This window comes from Variovorax sp. 05L425, from assembly GCF_056397705.1.
Window position 1 is genome coordinate 42,483 of the sequence record NZ_JBFTNY010000002.1, and the last position, 18,078, is coordinate 60,560.

Annotated in this window: 17 protein-coding genes and 1 tRNA gene; 4 read left to right on the forward strand and 14 right to left on the reverse strand. The window is 62.7% G+C overall.

Annotation, left to right across the window (positions count from 1 at the left end; genetic code table 11):
• Positions 1-65 precede the first annotated feature (65 nt).
• From AC1DN9_RS02280 to uvrB, 10 genes are all read right to left on the reverse strand, one after another.
• Positions 66-140 (reverse strand) — tRNA-Val (locus AC1DN9_RS02280).
• A gap of 63 nt (positions 141-203) precedes the next feature.
• Entirely contained in the window at positions 204-923 is a 720-nt protein-coding gene (dnaQ, locus tag AC1DN9_RS02285; protein WP_478096896.1) for a DNA polymerase III subunit epsilon, read from the reverse strand.
• Entirely contained in the window at positions 923-1,261 is a 339-nt protein-coding gene (gene fdx, locus AC1DN9_RS02290) for an ISC system 2Fe-2S type ferredoxin (protein ID WP_478096898.1), read from the reverse strand. The genes dnaQ and fdx overlap by 1 nt, the downstream gene beginning before the upstream one ends.
• 8 nt (positions 1,262-1,269) lie before the next feature.
• A complete protein-coding gene (hscA, locus tag AC1DN9_RS02295) occupies positions 1,270-3,126 on the reverse strand; it encodes a Fe-S protein assembly chaperone HscA (protein ID WP_478096899.1) in 1,857 nt (618 codons plus the stop codon).
• A 4-nt stretch (positions 3,127-3,130) separates the two neighbouring features.
• Positions 3,131-3,649 (reverse strand): Fe-S protein assembly co-chaperone HscB, encoded by a 519-nt coding sequence (gene hscB, locus AC1DN9_RS02300; protein WP_478096901.1) that lies wholly within the window; start codon positions 3,647-3,649, stop codon positions 3,131-3,133.
• Between the two features lie 58 nt (positions 3,650-3,707).
• A complete protein-coding gene (gene iscA / locus AC1DN9_RS02305) occupies positions 3,708-4,031 on the reverse strand; it encodes an iron-sulfur cluster assembly protein IscA (protein WP_184524123.1) in 324 nt (107 codons plus the stop codon).
• Position 4,032: 1 nt separating this feature from the next.
• Positions 4,033-4,446: a Fe-S cluster assembly scaffold IscU gene (iscU, locus tag AC1DN9_RS02310; RefSeq protein ID WP_478096903.1), complete on the reverse strand. Its 414-nt coding sequence runs from the start codon at positions 4,444-4,446 to the stop codon at positions 4,033-4,035.
• A 19-nt stretch (positions 4,447-4,465) separates the two neighbouring features.
• Entirely contained in the window at positions 4,466-5,686 is a 1,221-nt protein-coding gene (locus AC1DN9_RS02315; protein WP_478096905.1) for an IscS subfamily cysteine desulfurase, read from the reverse strand.
• 72 nt (positions 5,687-5,758) lie between these two features.
• Complete coding sequence (gene iscR, locus AC1DN9_RS02320; RefSeq protein ID WP_028253560.1) at positions 5,759-6,295, reverse strand: Fe-S cluster assembly transcriptional regulator IscR; 537 nt, start codon at positions 6,293-6,295, stop codon at positions 5,759-5,761.
• 214 nt (positions 6,296-6,509) lie between these two features.
• Positions 6,510-8,642, reverse strand: a complete 2,133-nt coding sequence (gene uvrB / locus AC1DN9_RS02325) for an excinuclease ABC subunit UvrB (protein ID WP_478096907.1) — start codon at positions 8,640-8,642, stop codon at positions 6,510-6,512.
• 112 nt (positions 8,643-8,754) lie between these two features.
• On the opposite strand from uvrB, the gene AC1DN9_RS02330 reads away from it, so the two are divergent.
• From AC1DN9_RS02330 to AC1DN9_RS02345, 4 genes are all read left to right on the forward strand, one after another.
• Positions 8,755-9,951 (forward strand): amino acid aminotransferase, encoded by a 1,197-nt coding sequence (locus tag AC1DN9_RS02330; RefSeq protein WP_478096909.1) that lies wholly within the window; start codon positions 8,755-8,757, stop codon positions 9,949-9,951.
• Between the two features lie 189 nt (positions 9,952-10,140).
• Positions 10,141-11,547, forward strand: coding sequence for a polyhydroxyalkanoate depolymerase (locus AC1DN9_RS02335; RefSeq protein WP_478096911.1), 1,407 nt, complete (start codon positions 10,141-10,143; stop codon positions 11,545-11,547).
• A 4-nt stretch (positions 11,548-11,551) separates the two neighbouring features.
• The gene (locus AC1DN9_RS02340) at positions 11,552-12,187 is read left to right on the forward strand and encodes an RnfABCDGE type electron transport complex subunit B (protein ID WP_478096913.1); all 636 of its coding nucleotides are present in this window, start codon (positions 11,552-11,554) and stop codon (positions 12,185-12,187) included.
• Complete coding sequence (locus tag AC1DN9_RS02345; protein ID WP_478096915.1) at positions 12,184-12,819, forward strand: LysE family translocator; 636 nt, start codon at positions 12,184-12,186, stop codon at positions 12,817-12,819. Before AC1DN9_RS02340 ends, AC1DN9_RS02345 begins: the two co-directional genes overlap by 4 nt.
• Positions 12,820-12,840: 21 nt before the next feature.
• Here the strand turns inward: AC1DN9_RS02345 and AC1DN9_RS02350 are convergent, their stop codons facing one another.
• The 4 genes from AC1DN9_RS02350 to meaB are packed head-to-tail and all read right to left on the reverse strand — an operon-like array spanning position 12,841 to position 18,021.
• A complete protein-coding gene (locus AC1DN9_RS02350; protein WP_478096917.1) occupies positions 12,841-13,317 on the reverse strand; it encodes a VOC family protein in 477 nt (158 codons plus the stop codon).
• Positions 13,317-15,365: an acetyl-CoA carboxylase biotin carboxylase subunit gene (locus AC1DN9_RS02355; RefSeq protein ID WP_478096919.1), complete on the reverse strand. Its 2,049-nt coding sequence runs from the start codon at positions 15,363-15,365 to the stop codon at positions 13,317-13,319. Before AC1DN9_RS02355 ends, AC1DN9_RS02350 begins: the two co-directional genes overlap by 1 nt.
• A 17-nt stretch (positions 15,366-15,382) precedes the next feature.
• Positions 15,383-16,915, reverse strand: coding sequence for an acyl-CoA carboxylase subunit beta (locus AC1DN9_RS02360; protein WP_478096921.1), 1,533 nt, complete (start codon positions 16,913-16,915; stop codon positions 15,383-15,385).
• A 47-nt stretch (positions 16,916-16,962) separates the two neighbouring features.
• Positions 16,963-18,021, reverse strand: coding sequence for a methylmalonyl Co-A mutase-associated GTPase MeaB (gene meaB, locus AC1DN9_RS02365; RefSeq protein WP_478096923.1), 1,059 nt, complete (start codon positions 18,019-18,021; stop codon positions 16,963-16,965).
• Positions 18,022-18,078 lie beyond the last annotated feature (57 nt).

Below are 18,078 nucleotides of genomic sequence, written 5' to 3' on the forward strand. Positions count from 1 at the left end.
CGCGCGCGGCAACGCACAGCGCAAACCCTGAGGGCCAGCACTGGCAATGTGAGAGAGGGGGAATTTGGTGGGCGGTGGAGGCTTCGAACCTCCGACCCCAGCAGTGTGAATGCTGTGCTCTACCCCTGAGCTAACCGCCCGTGGCGCACATGTCGAATACGTGCGCCTTTGGATTTCCGCACCGTGTGGCGCGAAGCCTGTGATTATGCCACAGCATTTTCCGAAAACTGTCGAAAAAGCGTGCGGCCATTGCTGGCCTTGTCGAGTTGGGCCAGCACTTCCTCGTGCGCGGCAAGTTCATGTTCGGTCGCAATCAGCACCGGCAACTCGAACGTGCTCAGTTCAACCAGAACAATAGCCCCCTGCGCCGGCTCGTTCGAGGCGACGTCAATCAGCAGGGCATCCTGGCCGCGCGTGAGGTTGATATAGACGTCAGCCAGCAGTTGCGCGTCAAGCTTGGCGCCGTGGAAGGTTCGGTTCGACCGGTCCACCCCGAAGCGATCACACAGCGCGTCGAGAGAATTGCGCTTGCCGGGATACACCATCTTCGCCATGGCCAGCGTGTCGGTCACCTCTCCAACGAAACTTTGCAGGCGGGGCAGGCCGGCGAACTCGAACTCCTTGTTGAGAAACCCGACGTCGAAGGCCGCGTTGTGGATGATCAGTTCGGCATCGCGCAGATAGTCGACGATGTCGTTGGCAAGCGTCGCAAACTTCGGCTTGTCGCGCAAAAAGTCGGTCGTCAGGCCGTGCACCTTGAGCGCGTCCTCATGGCTCTCGCGCTCAGGATTGAAGTAGATGTGCAGGTCGTTCCCGGTGAGCTTGCGGTTGAACAGCTCGACGCAACCGAGTTCGATGATGCGATCGCCGTTTTCAGCCGAGAGGCCCGTGGTTTCGGTATCGAGAACGATCTGCCTGGTCATCAGTGATTTTCTTTCGCGTGGTTGATCGAGTACTTCGGGATTTCGACGGTCAGGTCCGATTGTGCAAGGATCGCCTGGCAGCTCAGGCGCGATTGAGGCTCGAGGCCCCACGCGCGGTCGAGCAGGTCTTCTTCCTCTTCCTCGGCATCGTTCAGCGACTCGAGTCCCTTGCGGACCACCACGTGGCAGGTCGTGCATGCGCAGCTCATCTCGCAGGCATGTTCGATATTGATGTGATTCTCCAGCAAGGCCTCGCAGATCGAGGTGCCGGCGGGCGCGGCGATCTCGGCGCCTTGCGGACAGTACTCTGGGTGGGGAAGGATCTTGATCGTGGGCATTGGATGTTCTAGAGGGATTCGATTTGGCGACCCGCAAGCGCGCGCGCAATGCCTGCGTTCATCCGTTCAGCCGCGAAGGCTTCGGTGCCGTCGGCGAGCGCCTTGGTTGCTGCTTCGACAGCGGCTGCGTCGCCGGTGGATCGAGTTTCGCGCAGCGCATCCATCAGCGCACTGATCGCGGCGCGTTCATCGGAGGACAGAAGCGTACCGTCCGCATCCAGCGCACTCTGTGTCGCCAGCAGCATGCGATCGGCGTCTACGCGCGCCTCCGCCAGCGCGCGCGCCTGCATGTCCTGCTGCGCGGTCGAGAAGCTGTCCTGCAGCATGGCGGCGATCTGGTCGTCCGAAAGCCCATAGGAGGGCTTGATGGTGACGCTGGCCTCCACGCCGCTGCCCTGCTCCTTGGCGCTCACGCTGAGCAGGCCGTCGGCATCGACGGTGAAAGTGACCCGGATGCGCGCAGCACCCGCGACCATCGGCGGTATGCCACGCAGTTCGAACCGAGCCAGGCTTCGGCAGTCTGCGACGAGATCACGTTCACCTTGCACCACGTGCAGCGCCAGCGCCGTCTGGCCGTCCTTGTAGGTCGTGAAATCCTGGGCCATCGCCGTCGGAATGGTCTGATTGCGCGGCACGATGCGTTCGACAAGGCCGCCCATCGTTTCGATGCCAAGCGAAAGAGGAATCACGTCGAGCAGCAACAAGTCGTCCGCACCGGCATTGCCGGCGAGCTGGTTGGCCTGGATCGCCGCACCAAGTGCCACGACCTCGTCGGGATTGAGATTGGTCAAAGGCTCGCGACCAAAGAAACGACCGACCGCGCGCCGGATTTGCGGCATGCGCGTGGCGCCGCCGACCAGCACGATGCCTTGCAGTTCGGCCGGCTGCAGCTTTGCGTCGCGCAGCGCTTTGCGGACTGCCACGATCGTCCGCGCGGTAAGGGACTCGGTGGCCTCTTCGAATTGCGCACGTCGAATTTCAACGGACACTTTCGCTGTTTCCAGGCTCGCCGAGAACGTCGCCGACTCCGCCGACGACAGCGCTTCCTTGACGAATCGCGCCGATACCAGCAGCGCTGCCTTGTCGGCATCGCTGTGCACCTTGTGGCCGGTTTGCGCGAGGACCAGGTCGGCCAGCGCGTGGTCGTAGTCGTCGCCCCCCAGGGCCGAGTCACCGCCGGTCGCGATGACCTCAAATACACCCTGCGTCAGTCGCAGGATCGAAATGTCGAACGTGCCACCACCCAGGTCGTAGACGGCATAGACGCCCTCGCTCGCATTGTCCAGCCCATAGGCAATCGCGGCCGCTGTCGGTTCGCTGATGAGGCGCAGCACGTTGAGTCCCGCGAGTTGCGCGGCGTCCTTGGTGGCTTGGCGTTGACCTTCGTCAAAGTAGGCCGGCACCGTGATCACGGCGCCATACAGATCGTCGTCAAAAGTGTCCTCGGCGCGATAGCGCAGGGTCGCGAGGATCTCGGCGCTGACTTCGATCGGGGATTTCTCGCCGGCCGCAGTCCGAACGCGGACCATGCCTGCGTCGTCCGTCAGGTGGTAGGCCATTGCATCCCGATTGACAATGTCCTGGATGCCGCGACCCATCAAGCGCTTGACAGACGTGATGACATTTGCGGGATCGCCGACACGCGCAGCCAGCGCGTCGAAGCCGATCTGGCGCCGGTCCTTGTCGAGATAGCGCACCGCCGAGGGCAGCACCACTCGGCCTTCTGCATCTGGCAGGCATTCGGACACGCCGTTGCGCACCGCCGCCACGAGGGAGTGAGTGGTTCCAAGGTCGATGCCGACCGCGATACGGCGCTGGTGCGGGTCAGGCGCCTGGCCGGGTTCTGAAATCTGGAGCAATGCCATGGCGCTATTGTCCCAATTGCTCCGACTTCGCCTCGATGTCCTCGGCAAAGCGCTCTATGAACATGAGGGCTCTGACCTGCAGCGCCGCAGTGGGATAGTCGCCCTTTTCGTCGATGAGCCAGTCAAGCGAGGACAGCGCCCGCGCGCGGCCGGCGTCGACTTCGGCACGCAGTTTCTCGATATCGGCCGCGCCGCGCGCTTCATCGAGTTCTTCGCGCCACTCGATCTGGTGCATCAGAAAATCCGCCGGCATCGCCGTATTGTTCTCGGCGTTGATCGGAGCGCCGTTCAACTGGCAAAGGTATGCAGCACGCTTGATCGGATCCTTCAGGCGCTGGTAGGCCTCGTTGATGCGCACCGACCACTGCATCGCCACCCGTTGCGCCGCAGTGCCTTGCGCAGCGAAGCGATCTGGATGCGCTTCGCGCTGCAATTCTTTCCAGCGGACGTCCAACTTGGCGCGGTCTTGTCCAAAGCGGACAGGTACCGCGAAGAGGTCGAAATCGTTGTCAGTGAGGTTCATGCGTCAAAAAGCCGCCAGCACATGACATGGTGGCGGCTCGGGCTCGATGCCGGTGGAGTCAGATGCGAAAGCTCTCGCCGCAACCGCAGCGGTCGCGTTCGTTCGGATTGTTGAACTTGAAGCCCTCGTTGAGACCTTCACGCACAAAATCGAGTTGGGTCCCGTCGATGTAGGCGAGGCTTTTGGGGTCAACCAGCACCTTCACGCCGTGGTCTTCGAACACCACGTCTTCTGGCGACAACTCATCGACGTACTCGAGCTTGTAGGCGAGCCCCGAGCAGCCGGTGGTCTTGACGCCCAGCCGCACACCTACACCCTTACCTCGCTTGCCGAGGTAGCGCGTGACGTGGCGCGCGGCCGATTCGGTGAGAGTCACAGCCATGTCAGTGAGCAGCCTCCGTCGCCGATGCGGCAACGCCATGCTTGGCCTTGTAATCGCTGACCGCCGCCTTGATCGCGTCTTCCGCGAGGATCGAGCAGTGGATCTTGACGGGCGGCAACGCCAGCTCTTCGGCTATCTGCGCGTTCTTCAGCGCGGCCGCTTCGTCGAGCGTCTTGCCCTTGACCCATTCGGTCACGAGCGAAGACGAGGCAATTGCCGAGCCGCAGCCGTATGTCTTGAAGCGTGCGTCCTCGATCACCCCGGTTTCGGGGTTGACCTTGATCTGGAGCTTCATGACGTCACCACAGGCAGGCGCGCCCACCATGCCGGTGCCCACCGACTCGTCGCCCTTTTCGAAAGAGCCGACATTGCGGGGATTTTCGTAGTGGTCAATGACCTTGGATGAATATGCCATGGGGATACCTCATTGATTTCTAGTGAGCCGACCACTGGATCGTGCTGATGTCGATGCCGTCCTGGAACATCTCCCACAACGGGCTCAGTTCCCGGAGCTTGGCCACGTTGTGCTTGATGGTCGAGATCGCGTAGTCGATCTCTTCTTCGGTCGTGAACCGGCCGATCGTCATGCGCAAGCTGCTGTGCGCGAGTTCGTCGCTGCGGCCCAGCGCGCGCAGCACATAGCTGGGCTCGAGGCTGGCCGAGGTGCAGGCGGAGCCGCTGGACACCGCCAAACCCTTGATGCCCATGATCAGCGACTCGCCTTCGACGTAGTTGAAGCTCATGTTCAGGTTGTGTGGGACGCGGTGCTCGAGATCGCCATTGATGAACACCTGCTCGACATCCTTCAGGCCATCGAGAAGGCGCTTCTGGAGCGCCTGCGCCTTGGCAATGTCTTGCTTCATTTCAAGCCTGGCGAGTCGGAAGGCCTCGCCCATACCCACGATCTGGTGCGTGGGCAGCGTGCCCGAACGCATGCCACGCTCATGGCCGCCACCATGCATCTGAGCTTCGAGACGTACGCGCGGCTTGCGGCGCACATACAGCGCGCCGATGCCCTTTGGCCCGTAAGTCTTGTGGGAAGCCAGGCTCATCAGGTCGATCGGCAGGTTCTTGACATCGATCTCGACCTTGCCGGTCGCCTGCGCCGCGTCGACATGGAAGATCACGCCCTTTTCACGACAGATGTTGCCGAGCGCAACCAAGTCCTGGATCACACCGATCTCGTTGTTCACGAACATCACGCTCGCAAGGATGGTGTCCAGACGGATCGCGGCCTTGAACACTTCCAGGTCGAGCAGGCCGTCTTCCTGGACGTCCAGGTAGGTCACTTCGAAGCCCTGTCGCTCGAGTTCGCGCATGGTGTCGAGCACGGCCTTGTGCTCCGTCTTCACCGTGATGAGGTGCTTTCCCTTGCCCTTGTAGAAGTGGGCGGCACCCTTGAGCGCGAGATTGTTCGATTCGGTGGCGCCGGAAGTCCAGACGATTTCGCGCGGATCCGCGCCGATCAGGTCGGCCACGTCGACACGCGCCTTTTCGACGGCCTCCTCGGCCTCCCATCCCCATGCATGGCTACGCGACGCCGGATTGCCGAAGTGCTCACGCAACCAGGGAATCATCGCGTCGACCACGCGCGGATCAACCGGCGTCGTGGCGCCATAGTCAAGATAGATCGGGAAATGAGGAGTGACGTCCATGGCTGGCTCAGGCTGGCGTGGGGTTTATCTTTGTGGAAGCTGGAAGCAGCGGCGCCCGAAGGCGCCTACAGATCACGATTTGGCGAACGCATTGCCCAATGCGAATACCGAATTCGGCGCATTCACCCTGATCGGCTTGACGACCGGCTGGCTCGAAATCGCGCGCTTGACGGCTGGTTTGTTCTCAATCTGGACGCCCTTGGCGATCTGGTCGTCAACCAGCTTCTGCAACGTCACCGAGTCGAGAAATTCGACCATGCGCTGGTTGAGCGAAGCCCACAGTTCGTGGGTCATGCATCGACCGGCTTCTCCAAGGCAGTTTTCCTTGCCGCCGCACTGGGTGGCATCAATGGGCTCATCGACGGAAACAATGATGTCGGCCACGGTGATATCTGCAGCCTTGCGACCGAGCGAATAGCCGCCGCCGGGGCCGCGGGTCGACTCGACCAGTTCGTGGCGACGCAGCTTGCCGAAGAGTTGTTCGAGATACGACAACGAAATCTGCTGCCGCTGGCTGATTGCGGCCAGCGTGACCGGACCGGTGTTCTGGCGCAGCGCCAGATCGATCATGGCTGTAACCGCAAAGCGGCCTTTGGTAGTGAGACGCATCGCAAGCTCCTTAGTGCTTACCGTTGAAATGACACCTTGGCCGAGGCCTGGGTGACGTCGTCTCCGCCCTGCCCGACCCCTGCTTCACTGGTGAACCAGTTATTGGGAGTCGGCCCTTCATCGCGAAGTTTCTTTGTTGTTGAGTGTTTTGCTCAAGTATAGCAGAAGGCCCTTCGGACTGCTGGGGTAAACCCGATTGCAGTCCTGCGGCGACTCAGGCGGTCGCGTCGCCTGACGACGGAACCGCAATATTGTCGTGCCCCGAGGCTCCAAACGCTTGCTCGCGCAGCAACGCCAGCTGATCCCGGACACGTGCAGCCTTCTCGAATTCGAGATTGCGCGCGTGTTCAAGCATGGTCTTTTCAAGCCGCTTGATCTCGCGCGCGATGTCCTTTTCGGACATGTCCTCCACCTTTGCACGCTCAAGGTCACGCTTTGCGGCTTCCTTCCCGGATTTTTCGCTATACACCCCGTCAATCAGGTCCCGAACCTGTTTGACGATACTTCGCGGCGTGATGCCGTTCGCCTCGTTATGGGCGATCTGGCGGGCGCGTCGACGCTCCGTCTCGTCGATGGCTTTCTTCATCGAATCGGTGACGCGATCGCCATAAAGAATCGCCTTGCCATGGAGGTTTCGAGCCGCGCGGCCGATGGTCTGGATCAGCGAGCGCTCGGCACGCAAGAAGCCTTCCTTGTCAGCATCGAGAATCGCGACCAACGACACCTCGGGAATATCCAGCCCTTCCCTGAGGAGGTTGATGCCGACCAGCACGTCGAACGTCCCGAGGCGGAGGTCGCGAAGGATCTCGACGCGCTCGACGGTATCCACATCGCTGTGCAGGTAACGCACCTTGACGCCGTTGTCGCCCAGGTAGTCGGTCAGCTGTTCGGCCATTCGCTTGGTCAAGGTCGTGATCAGCACCCGCTCGTTCTTGTCCACCCGCAGACGGATTTCCTGCAACACATCATCCACCTGGTGCGTGGCCGGACGGACTTCGACCTCGGGGTCGATCAAGCCTGTGGGACGCACCAATTGCTCCACCACATTGCCGGCGTTGTCCTTTTCGTATTGCGCCGGCGTGGCGGACACGAAGATGCACTGACGCATGCGGGTTTCGAATTCCTCGAACTTCAGCGGCCGGTTGTCGAGTGCCGAGGGCAGCCGGAAGCCGTATTCGACGAGCGTCGTCTTGCGCGCCCGATCGCCGTTGTACATGCCGCCGAGCTGCCCGATCATCTGGTGGCTCTCGTCGAGGAACATCAGGGCGTCCTTCGGAAGATAGTCGGTCAGCGTGGCTGGTGGTTCCCCCGGCGCAGCACCTGACAGATGGCGGGTGTAGTTTTCGATGCCCTTGCAGTGCCCGATCTCGGCCAACATTTCGAGATCGAAACGCGTGCGCTGCTCGATTCGCTGCGCCTCGACCAGCTTGCCCTCGGCCAGGAAAAACTTCAGCCGTTCGTCGAGTTCCAGCTTGATGGTTTCCACCGCATTCAGCACCTTGTCGCGCGGCGTGACGTAGTGGCTCGAGGGGTAGACGGTGAAGCGCGGAATCTTCTGCCGAATGCGGCCCGTGAGCGGATCGAACAACTGCAGCGACTCGATCTCGTCATCGAACAGCTCGATGCGGATCGCCAACTCGCTGTGCTCTGCCGGAAAGACGTCGATCGTGTCGCCGCGCACGCGGAAGGTGCCGCGCGAAAAATCCTGCTCGTTTCGCGTGTATTGCATACGAATGAGCCGCCCGATCACGTCGCGTTGGCCGATCTTGTCGCCCGTTCGCATGATGAAGCGCATCTGCGTGTAGTCCTCGGGGGTGCCGATGCCGTAGATGGCGCTGACCGTCGCCACGATCACCGTGTCGCGCCGTTCCAGCACGCTTTTTGTGGCCGACAGCCGCATCTGCTCGATGTGCTCGTTGATCGAACTGTCCTTCTCGATGAACAGGTCACGCTGAGGAACGTAGGCCTCGGGCTGGTAATAGTCGTAGTAGCTGACGAAGTACTCGACGGCATTCTTCGGAAAGAACTCCCGGAACTCGCTATACAACTGCGCCGCCAGCGTCTTGTTGGGTGCAAACACGATCGCCGGCCGACCCAGGCGGGCGATCACGTTGGCCATGGTGAAGGTCTTGCCGGAGCCGGTGACGCCCAGCAGCGTCTGATACACCTCGCCATCCTGGACACCTTCGACAAGGCCGGCGATCGCAGTGGGCTGGTCGCCCGCCGGCGGATAGGGCTGGTAGAGCTCGAACGGAGAACCGGGGAACCTGATGAATTCGCCCTCCTTGGCGGGACCCACCGGATCGGCGTGTTGCGACTCAGGAATGACTTCGGACGTTTCTGGCATGGCGTGGACTCGGGAGAGATGCGGCCGCGGCCGGTAAAATTCAAGCGAACCGGAAAGCGTAACGCAGCTCCGGGGTTCACGCGAATCGATCACCCCCAAAAGGATTTCTCCCATGTCTATGTTCACCGCCGTCGAGATGGCGCCACGCGACCCGATCCTGGGCCTCAACGAGCACTACGCCGCCGACAGCAATCCGCAAAAAGTCAACCTCGGCGTGGGCGTGTACTACGACGACAACGGCAAGCTGCCCCTGCTGAAATGCGTGCAGGCTGCGGAAGAAGACATGATGAAGGCGCCCAGCGCGCGCGGCTATCTGCCGATCGACGGCATCGTCGCCTACGACAACGCAGTCAAGGGTCTCGTGTTCGGCGCAGATAGCGAACCGGTGAAATCCGGCCGCGTCGCCACCATCCAGGCCATCGGCGGCACGGGCGGCCTCAAGGTCGGCGCGGACTTCCTCAAGAAGCTCAGCCCCCAGGCCAAGGTACTGATCAGCGATCCGAGCTGGGAAAACCATCGCGCCCTGTTCACCAACGCCGGATTCGAAGTCGAAACGTACCCCTACTACGACGCCGCCCAGCGCGGCATCAACTTCGAAGGCATGCTCGCTGCGCTGAAGGCGGCCCCATCTGGCACCATCGTTGTCCTGCATGCCTGCTGTCACAACCCGACCGGCTACGACATCACCGCCGCACAGTGGGATCAGGTCATCGCCGCGGTCAAGGCCGGCAATCTGACGCCCTTCCTCGACATGGCCTACCAAGGCTTTGGCAATGGCATCGCAGAAGACGGCGCCGTGATCGGCAAGTTCGTGGAAGCGGGTCTGACTTTCTTCGTTTCGACCTCCTTTTCGAAAAGCTTCAGCCTCTACGGCGAGCGCGTCGGCGCCCTCTCCGTCCTGTGCCAAAACAAGGATGAAGCCGCCCGCGTCCTCTCGCAGCTCAAGGTCGCGATCCGCACTAACTACAGCAACCCGCCGATCCACGGCGGTGCGGTGGTGGCCGCGGTGCTCAACGACCCTGCGCGACGTGCAGTCTGGGAAAACGAACTGGCAGAGATGCGCGTGCGCATCAAGGCCATGCGCCAGAAGTTGGTCGACGGGCTGAAGGCCGCCGGCGTGAAGCAGGACATGAGCTTCATCACCTCGCAGATCGGCATGTTCAGCTACTCCGGGCTGACCAAAGACCAGATGGTGCGCCTGCGCGAGGAATTCGGCGTCTACGGCACCGACACCGGCCGCATGTGCGTGGCGGCGCTGAACAGCAAGAACATCGACTACGTCTGCCAGAGCATCGCCAAGGTCCTCTGAACCTGAACGGCGGCGCCTATTCGTGGCGCCGCCCCTCATCGCAGGCTGAACAGGGTCGACTGCGCCGCCCAAAATAGGTGCGCGCAGTGATCTGAATGTCACGCGCACCCTTGTCAAGTTGAACACACACTCTATTTACAGAAAGGTGCAACTGATATATTGCACTGCAATAACTAACCGGGCCTCCCGATGCTCTACCAACTGTATGAAGCGCAACGCTCCCTGATGGAGCCGTTCGCGGACTTCGCGCAAGCCGCCTCCAAACTCTATGGGCAAGGCGCCGTCTTTGGCCAGACGCCCATCGCTCAACGGATGGCCGCCGGTTACGACCTGCTCTACCGATTGGGCAAGGATTACGAAAAGCCGGAATTCGGAATCAAGACGGTCAAGGTCGACGGCCGTGACGTCGTGATCCACGAGAGCATCGAAGTCGAGAAGCCTTTTTGCCAGTTGCGCCGCTTCAAGCGCTTCACTGACGAACCGAAGATCCTCCAGACCCTCAAGAGCCAGCCGGTGGTTCTGATCGTGGCGCCGCTGTCGGGCCACTACGCAACGCTGCTGCGCGATACCGTGCGCACCATGTTGCAGGACCACAAGGTCTACATCACCGACTGGGTCAACGCGCGCCTGGTGCCGCTGTCCGAAGGCGAATTCCACCTCGACGACTACATCAACTACGTCGAAGACTTCATCCGCTATCTGCAGACCGAGTACGGCAATTGCCACGTGATCAGCGTTTGCCAGCCCACGGTGCCGGTGCTTGCGGCGGTGTCCCTGATGACGAGCCGCGGGGAGAGGGCACCGCTGTCGATGACCATGATGGGTGGCCCGATCGACGCCCGCAAGTCACCGACGGCCGTGAACAACCTGGCGATGAACAAGAGCTTCGAGTGGTTCGAGAACAACGTGATCTATCGCGTGCCGGACGGCTTTCCGGGCGCCGGCCGCCGCGTGTACCCAGGATTCCTGCAGCACACGGGCTTCGTTGCGATGAACCCCGACCGCCACGCGAGCAGTCACTACGACTACTTCAAGAACCTGATCAAGGGTGACGACGCGAGTGCCGATGCGCATCGCACTTTCTACGACGAGTACAACGCCGTCCTCGACATGGATGCGGACTACTACCTCGAGACCATCCGGACCGTCTTCCAGGACTTTGACCTCGTCAACGGCACGTGGGAAGTGAAGAACCTCGAAGGCGAGCGGGAGCCCGTGCGTCCGCAGGACATCCATTCGACGGGCCTGTTGACGGTCGAGGGCGAACTCGACGACATCTCGGGTGCGGGCCAAACCCGCGCAGCACACGATCTGTGTACGGGGATTTCTGCCGACGAGCAGAAGCATCTCGAAGTCAAGGGTGCCGGGCACTACGGCATCTTCAGCGGACGCCGTTGGCGAGAGCGGGTCTACCCCGAGGTCAAAACGTTCATCGCGGCGCACGACGAGCCGCAGACGCGCGCATCGCACGTGGTGCTGGCCCAGGAAGATGCCGTCACCAAACCCTCCGCGCCCAAAAAGCGCGCGACATCGGCGGCGGCGCGCAAGACTGCGCCCGCGCCCCGGTCACGCACAGCGAAGCGCAAGTCGTCGTGATGCCGTGACCGGTCTGGCCGTGCGCCTTCTCGAGGCGCTGCCGCAAACGCAGTGCACGCGCTGCGGCTATCCAGATTGCGCGGGCTACGCACGGGCCATCGAAGACGGCGAGGCAGGGATCGACCAATGTCCCCCAGGCGGTGCCGAGGGCGTTGCGCGGTTATCCCGACTCACAGGCCATCCGGTGCGGGGCATCGATCCACGGTTCGGCGTCGAGGGGCCCCGCGCAATGGCGGTGATCGACGAGGCGTGGTGCATAGGCTGCACGCTGTGCCTGGATGCTTGTCCGACAGATGCGATCGTCGGCATTCACAAGCGCATGCACACGGTGATCGAAGCCCATTGCACAGGATGCGAACTCTGCATTCCGGTCTGCCCGGTCGATTGCATCTCACTCGAGGTAGCCACGCCCGGCCGAAGCGGTTGGCAGGCGTGGTCGCAAGAGCAGGCCGATCACGCACGCCAGCGCTATGAGGCGCACAAGTTGCGGAGCAGCAAGCAGGCCCCCGTCACCGCGTCGGCACCGGTGGCTACGCCTGACGCGACGCCCCCAACGGACCGCAAACGGGCCATCATCGAAGCGGCCCTGGCACGCGCTCGTGCGGCGAGCGCATCCAAAACCGGCAGCGGGAAATCATGAACACCAACACCCTCCTCCTCTTCACGTTCGCCTCGATCGCGCTCGCGATCACGCCCGGTCCGACCATGCTGCTTGCGCTGTCCAACGGCATCGGAGGCGGCATGCGCGCAGCGGGATGGGGCGTCGCCGGCGCTTCGCTGGGCAGCACCATCGTGATCACCACCGTCGCGCTGGGCCTGGGCTCGCTGCTTGCAGCTTCCGAGTGGCTTTTCAACGCGATCCGTATCGTGGGCGTCGCCTACCTGGTCTGGCTCGGCGTCAAGCTCTGGCGCACTCCGGCACCTGACATTGCGAGCGAACTTGCAGCGTCAGCGGCCAAACCGCTGCGCGGCCGGCTCGCGATGCTGCGCAGCCTCGCGGTGGCGCTGTCCAACCCGAAGTCCCTGTTGTTCTTTGCGGCCTTTCTGCCCCAATTCGTCGACACGACCCAGGCACAAGGACCGCAATACCTCTTGCTTGGCGCCATCTTCGTCTGCCTCGACACCTGCGTGATGCTGGGCTACGCCACGGCCGGAACGCAGGCCGTGCGCTGGCTTTCGCAACGCAGCCTGCGCACGCTCAATCGAGGCTGCGCCGTGGGTATGTGGCTGCTCGCCGGGACGCTCGCAATCTGGCGCCGTCCAGGCGCCTGATCGCGGCTACACCCACTCGTCTCATGCGGCCGCGAGCGCGGCAAACGCCTTGACGACTTCCGGCGGCGCCTGCACCAGCTCGATCAAAACGCCTTCCCCCGAAATCGGAAACTCCTCGCTCCCCTTGGGGTGCAGGAAGCAGATGTCGAAGCCAGCCGCGCCCGCACGGATGCCCCCCGGCGCAAAGCGAACGCCCCGCGCCGTCAGCCATTCGACCGCCTTGGGCAGATCATCGATCCACAGGCCCACATGATTCAGCGGCGTGGCGTGGACCGCGGGCTTCTTCTCGGGGTCCAACGGCTGCATGAGATCGACCTCGACCTTGAACGGCCCGCTGCCGATCGCGCAGATGTCTTCGTCGACGTTCTCGCGCTCGCTCTTGAACATGCCCGTGACCTCGAGGCCCAGCATCTCGACCCACAGCTTCTGCAGCCGTGTCTTGTCGGCGCCGCCGATGGCGATCTGCTGGATGCCCAGCACCTTGAATGGGCGGCTCATCACGCGAACTCCATGATCACCTGATCGACCGACAACGATTCGCCCTTGGCGGCCGCGATGTTGCCGACCACGCCGTCCTGTGTCGCGAACAGCACGTTCTCCATCTTCATTGCTTCGATCACCGCCAGCTTCTCGCCCGCCTGGACACGTTGACCGGGCTGCACCGCCACCTCGACCAGCAGGCCGGGCATCGGCGACATGAGGAACTTGCTCAGGTCCGGCGGCGCCTTGTAGGGCATGAGCTTCAACAGCCGGGCGCCAAGCGGCGACAAAACCATCGCCTCGATCTGCGTGCCGTTGTGCGAGACACGCTGCGAAAGCGGATTCTTGCCGGCCCCGCGCTCGACCTGAGCGGTGAAGGCACGACCATTCACCGTCCCTTCGACACGGACGCTGCCCAGGGGAGACCTGCTGTCGATCTTGTAGCTGTTGCCACCCACTGCAACGGCGCTCGACCCCGTCTGCCCGTGAAAGTCGGTGACTGACACCGGCTTATGCACGTGCTGGCCGTTGTCGTCGAGCACGACCACCACGAATTGCTCGCCGACCTTGACGCCGTGGCCTTCGAGCTGGCCGCTGATGCCCGATGCACGGGCACGATAGCGTCGGTTCATGTAGGCCGCGAGCGCCACGAGAAAGTCGGGATCGTCATGCGGCACGTCCTCCGCATGAAAGCCCTTGCCGTAGTGCTCGGCGATGAAGCCCGTGTTGAAGTCGCCCGCGACGAACTTCGGATGAGCCAGCAGCGCCGCCTGGAAAGGAATGTTGCTGCTGATGCCGCGAATCACGAATCCGTTGAGTGCCTCACGCATCAGGGCGATGGCATGCGCGCGATCACGCCCATGGACGATCAGCTTGGCGATCATCGAGTCGTAGAACATCGGGATCTCGCCGCCGTCGTACACGCCAGTGTCGACTCGCACGCCATACAGATGCTCGGTGTCCGCGGAGAACATGGTCTCCTTCGGCGGCTGGAAGCGCACGAGGCGGCCGGTCGACGGCAAGAAGTTGCGGAACGGGTCTTCCGCATTGATGCGGCATTCGATGGCCCAGCCCTCGCGCTTCACGTCCTTTTGCGCCAGCGGCAGCTTCTCGCCGGCGGCGACGCGGATCATCAGTTCCACCAGATCGAGACCGGTGATGGCTTCGGTCACCGGATGCTCCACCTGCAGGCGTGTGTTCATCTCCAGGAAATAGAAGCTCTGGTCCTTGCCGACCACGAACTCGACCGTTCCCGCGCTCTGGTACTTCACTGCCTTGGCTAACGCCACGGCCTGCTCGCCCATGGCCTTGCGAGTCGCTTCGCTGATGAAGGGCGACGGTGCTTCCTCGATCACCTTCTGGTGCCGGCGCTGGATGGAACATTCGCGCTCGTTCAGGTAGATCACGTTGCCGTGCGAATCGCCGAGAACCTGGATCTCGATGTGGCGCGGCTCTTCGACAAACTTCTCGATGAACACGCGGTCGTCGCCGAAGCTGTTGCGCGCCTCGTTGCGGCACGAAGTGAAGCCTTCGAACGCGTCCTTGTCGTTGTAGGCCACGCGCAGGCCCTTGCCGCCGCCGCCGGCCGATGCCTTGATCATCACCGGGTAGCCGATGTCCTTGGCGATTTCGACGGCACGCTCTGCCGTGTCGATGGCATCGTTCCAGCCTGGAATGGTGTTGACCTTGGCCTCGTTCGCGAGCTTCTTCGACGCGATCTTGTCGCCCATGGCAGCGATCGAATAGTGCTTGGGGCCGATGAAGGCGATGCCCTCGTCTTCCACCTTCTTGGCGAAGGCTTCGTTCTCCGAGAGGAAGCCGTAGCCGGGGTGCACCGCTTCGGCGCCGGTCTGCTTGCATGCCGCGATGATGCGGTCGGCCTGCAGGTAGCTCTCGCGGCTCGGCGATGCGCCGATGTGCACGGCTTCGTCGGCCAGCTCGACATGGCGGGCGTCCTTGTCGGCGTCGGAATAGACAGCGACCGTGAGGATGCCCATCTTCTTGGCCGTCTTGATGACGCGGCATGCGATTTCGCCGCGGTTGGCGATCAGGATCTTCTTGAACATGTTCTTTTCTCCCGGACTCAGAGGGGGATGTTGCCGTGCTTGCGCCACGGGTTTTCGAGTTTCTTCTCACGAAGCATCACGAGGCTGCGGCAGATGCGCTTGCGCGTCTCGCTGGGCAGGATCACATCGTCGATATAGCCGCGCGTGCCGGCGACATACGGATTGGCAAAGCGCGCCTTGTATTCGGCCTCGCGCGCCGCGAGCTTCTCGGGGTCGTTCTTGTCCTCGCGGAAGATGATCTCAACCGCGCCCTTCGCGCCCATCACGGCGATCTCTGCGCGCGGCCATGCCAGATTGACGTCGCCGCGCAAGTGCTTCGACGCCATCACGTCGTAGGCACCGCCGTAGGCCTTGCGTGTGATGACGGTGATCTTCGGCACCGTGCATTCGGCGTAGGCGTAGAGCAGCTTGGCGCCGTGCTTGATGATGCCGCCGTACTCCTGGCTGGTGCCGGGCATGAACCCGGGTACATCGACGAAGGTCACGACCGGAATGTTGAACGCATCGCAGAAGCGCACGAAGCGCGCCGCCTTGATCGACGACTTGATGTCCAGGCAACCCGCCAGCACCAGGGGCTGGTTGGCGACGATACCAACGCTCTGCCCCTCCATGCGGGCGAAGCCGATCACGATGTTCTTCGCGTAGTCGGGCTGCAGTTCGAAGAAGTCGCCGTCGTCGACCACCTTCGCAATCAGCTCCTTCATGTCGTAGGGCTTGTTCGGGTTGTCGGGGACCAGCGTGTCGAGAGAGAGATCGGCGCGCTCGGCCGGATCACCGCTCGGGCGCACCGGCGGCTTCTCGCGATTGTTGAGCGGCAGGTAGTTGTAGAGCCGGCGCAGCATCATCAGCGCCTCGATGTCGTTCTCGAAGGCCATGTCGGCCACACCGCTCTTGCTGGTGTGCGTGGACGCGCCGCCCAGTTCCTCGGCCGTCACGTCTTCGTGCGTGACCGTCTTCACCACCTCGGGGCCGGTGACAAACATGTATGAGCTGTCCTTCACCATGAAGATGAAGTCGGTCATGGCCGGCGAATACACCGCACCGCCGGCGCAAGGGCCCATGATCATGCTGATCTGCGGCACGACGCCGGAAGCCATCACGTTGCGCTGGAACACTTCGGCATAGCCGCCGAGCGAAGCCACGCCTTCCTGGATGCGCGCGCCGCCCGAATCGTTGAGGCCGATGACCGGCGCGCCGACCTTCATGGCCTGGTCCATCACCTTGCAGATCTTCTCGGCATGGGCTTCGCTGAGCGCGCCGCCGAAGACGGTGAAGTCCTGGCTGAAGACGAAGACCAGGCGGCCGTTGATCATGCCGTAGCCGGTGACGACGCCGTCGCCCGGGATCTTGGTGTCGGCCATGCCGAAGTCGCTCGACCGGTGCTCGACGAACATGTCCCATTCTTCGAAGGTGTTGTCGTCGAGCAGGAGTTCGATGCGTTCGCGCGCGGTGAGCTTGCCCTTGGCATGCTGGGCATCGATGCGCTTCTGCCCGCCGCCGAGGCGTGCCTGTTCGCGGCGCTTTTCAAGGTGTTCGAGTATTTCTTTCATGATGTTCTATTGGAGGTTGATCTTGTTGGGTGTATGGGTTCGGCAGGCTACGCCTGCCCCGCTTGCGCGGCGAGAAGATTTCGTGCGGCGGTCGATGCAGGGAGCGTCCCGGCCGCGACCTGGGCCACGGCCTGTGGCAGCAGTTCGCGCACCCCTGGATGGTGGCGAAACGCATGCTTCAGGCCCGCTTCGATGCGCTCCCACATCCATGCGAGCGCCTGTTTTTCGCGGCGCGTCGAAAGCCTGCCGTTGGCGGTCTGCAGCGCCTTGAACTGCAGCACCGAATCCCAGAAGGCATCGATGCCCGTTCCGGCCAGCGCACTGAGCTGGATCACCTTGGGCAACCAGAGGCGAACTTCCGACTCCGGCGATCCCGGCTCGGCGTGCGCCGCATGAACGATGTGCGCATGCGCCGGATTGCCGTGGTGGCCAAAGAGCCGCAGCGCCGAAGTGATTTGCGCCTGCGCACGCGTTGCGGCGTCCTTGTCGATATCGGCCTTGTTGATGACAACCAGGTCAGCGAGCTCCATCACGCCCTTCTTGATCGCCTGCAGGTCGTCACCGGCGTTCGGCAACTGCAGCAGCACGAACATGTCGGTCATGCCCGAGACCGCCGTCTCGCTCTGGCCCACGCCCACTGTCTCGACGATCACGATGTCGTAGCCGGCGGCCTCGCACACCAGCATCGCCTCGCGCGTCTTCTCGGCGACGCCACCCAGAGTGCCCGACGAAGGGCTCGGGCGGATGTAGGCGCGCTCGTGCACCGAGAGCTTTTCCATCCGCGTCTTGTCACCCAGGATGGAGCCGCCGGACACGGTGGATGAAGGATCGATCGTGAGCACCGCGACGCGATGGCCGCGCTCGATCAGGAACAGGCCCAGCGTCTCGATGAAGGTCGACTTGCCCACGCCGGGCACGCCCGAGATGCCGAGCCGGAAGGACTTGCCTGTGTGCGGCAGCAGCGCGGTCAGAAGTTCATCGGCCTGCGCACGATGGTCATCGCGGGTCGATTCGAGCAGCGTGATTGCCTTGGCAATCGCGCGCCGCTGCGAAGGACCTTCCGACGTCACCAACGACTCGGCCGTGACCCGTGTTCGAACCGGCATGTCAGCGCCCGCCCGGCCGCCCGAAGGGCGCGGAGCGCCCCCTCGGGGGGCAGCGAA

Coding starts and splice junctions, on each gene's coding strand:
- dnaQ (WP_478096896.1), bottom strand. CDS start 923: ATGACCAGGCAGATCGTTCTCGATACCGAAACCACGGGCCTCTCGGCT.
- fdx (WP_478096898.1), bottom strand. CDS start 1,261: ATGCCCACGATCAAGATCCTTCCCCACCCAGAGTACTGTCCGCAAGGC.
- hscA (WP_478096899.1), bottom strand. CDS start 3,126: ATGGCATTGCTCCAGATTTCAGAACCCGGCCAGGCGCCTGACCCGCAC.
- hscB (WP_478096901.1), bottom strand. CDS start 3,649: ATGAACCTCACTGACAACGATTTCGACCTCTTCGCGGTACCTGTCCGC.
- iscA (WP_184524123.1), bottom strand. CDS start 4,031: ATGGCTGTGACTCTCACCGAATCGGCCGCGCGCCACGTCACGCGCTAC.
- iscU (WP_478096903.1), bottom strand. CDS start 4,446: ATGGCATATTCATCCAAGGTCATTGACCACTACGAAAATCCCCGCAAT.
- AC1DN9_RS02315 (WP_478096905.1), bottom strand. CDS start 5,686: ATGGACGTCACTCCTCATTTCCCGATCTATCTTGACTATGGCGCCACG.
- iscR (WP_028253560.1), bottom strand. CDS start 6,295: ATGCGTCTCACTACCAAAGGCCGCTTTGCGGTTACAGCCATGATCGAT.
- uvrB (WP_478096907.1), bottom strand. CDS start 8,642: ATGCCAGAAACGTCCGAAGTCATTCCTGAGTCGCAACACGCCGATCCG.
- AC1DN9_RS02330 (WP_478096909.1), top strand. CDS start 8,755: ATGTCTATGTTCACCGCCGTCGAGATGGCGCCACGCGACCCGATCCTG.
- AC1DN9_RS02335 (WP_478096911.1), top strand. CDS start 10,141: ATGCTCTACCAACTGTATGAAGCGCAACGCTCCCTGATGGAGCCGTTC.
- AC1DN9_RS02345 (WP_478096915.1), top strand. CDS start 12,184: ATGAACACCAACACCCTCCTCCTCTTCACGTTCGCCTCGATCGCGCTC.
- AC1DN9_RS02350 (WP_478096917.1), bottom strand. CDS start 13,317: ATGAGCCGCCCATTCAAGGTGCTGGGCATCCAGCAGATCGCCATCGGC.
- AC1DN9_RS02355 (WP_478096919.1), bottom strand. CDS start 15,365: ATGTTCAAGAAGATCCTGATCGCCAACCGCGGCGAAATCGCATGCCGC.
- AC1DN9_RS02360 (WP_478096921.1), bottom strand. CDS start 16,915: ATGAAAGAAATACTCGAACACCTTGAAAAGCGCCGCGAACAGGCACGC.
- meaB (WP_478096923.1), bottom strand. CDS start 18,021: ATGCCGGTTCGAACACGGGTCACGGCCGAGTCGTTGGTGACGTCGGAA.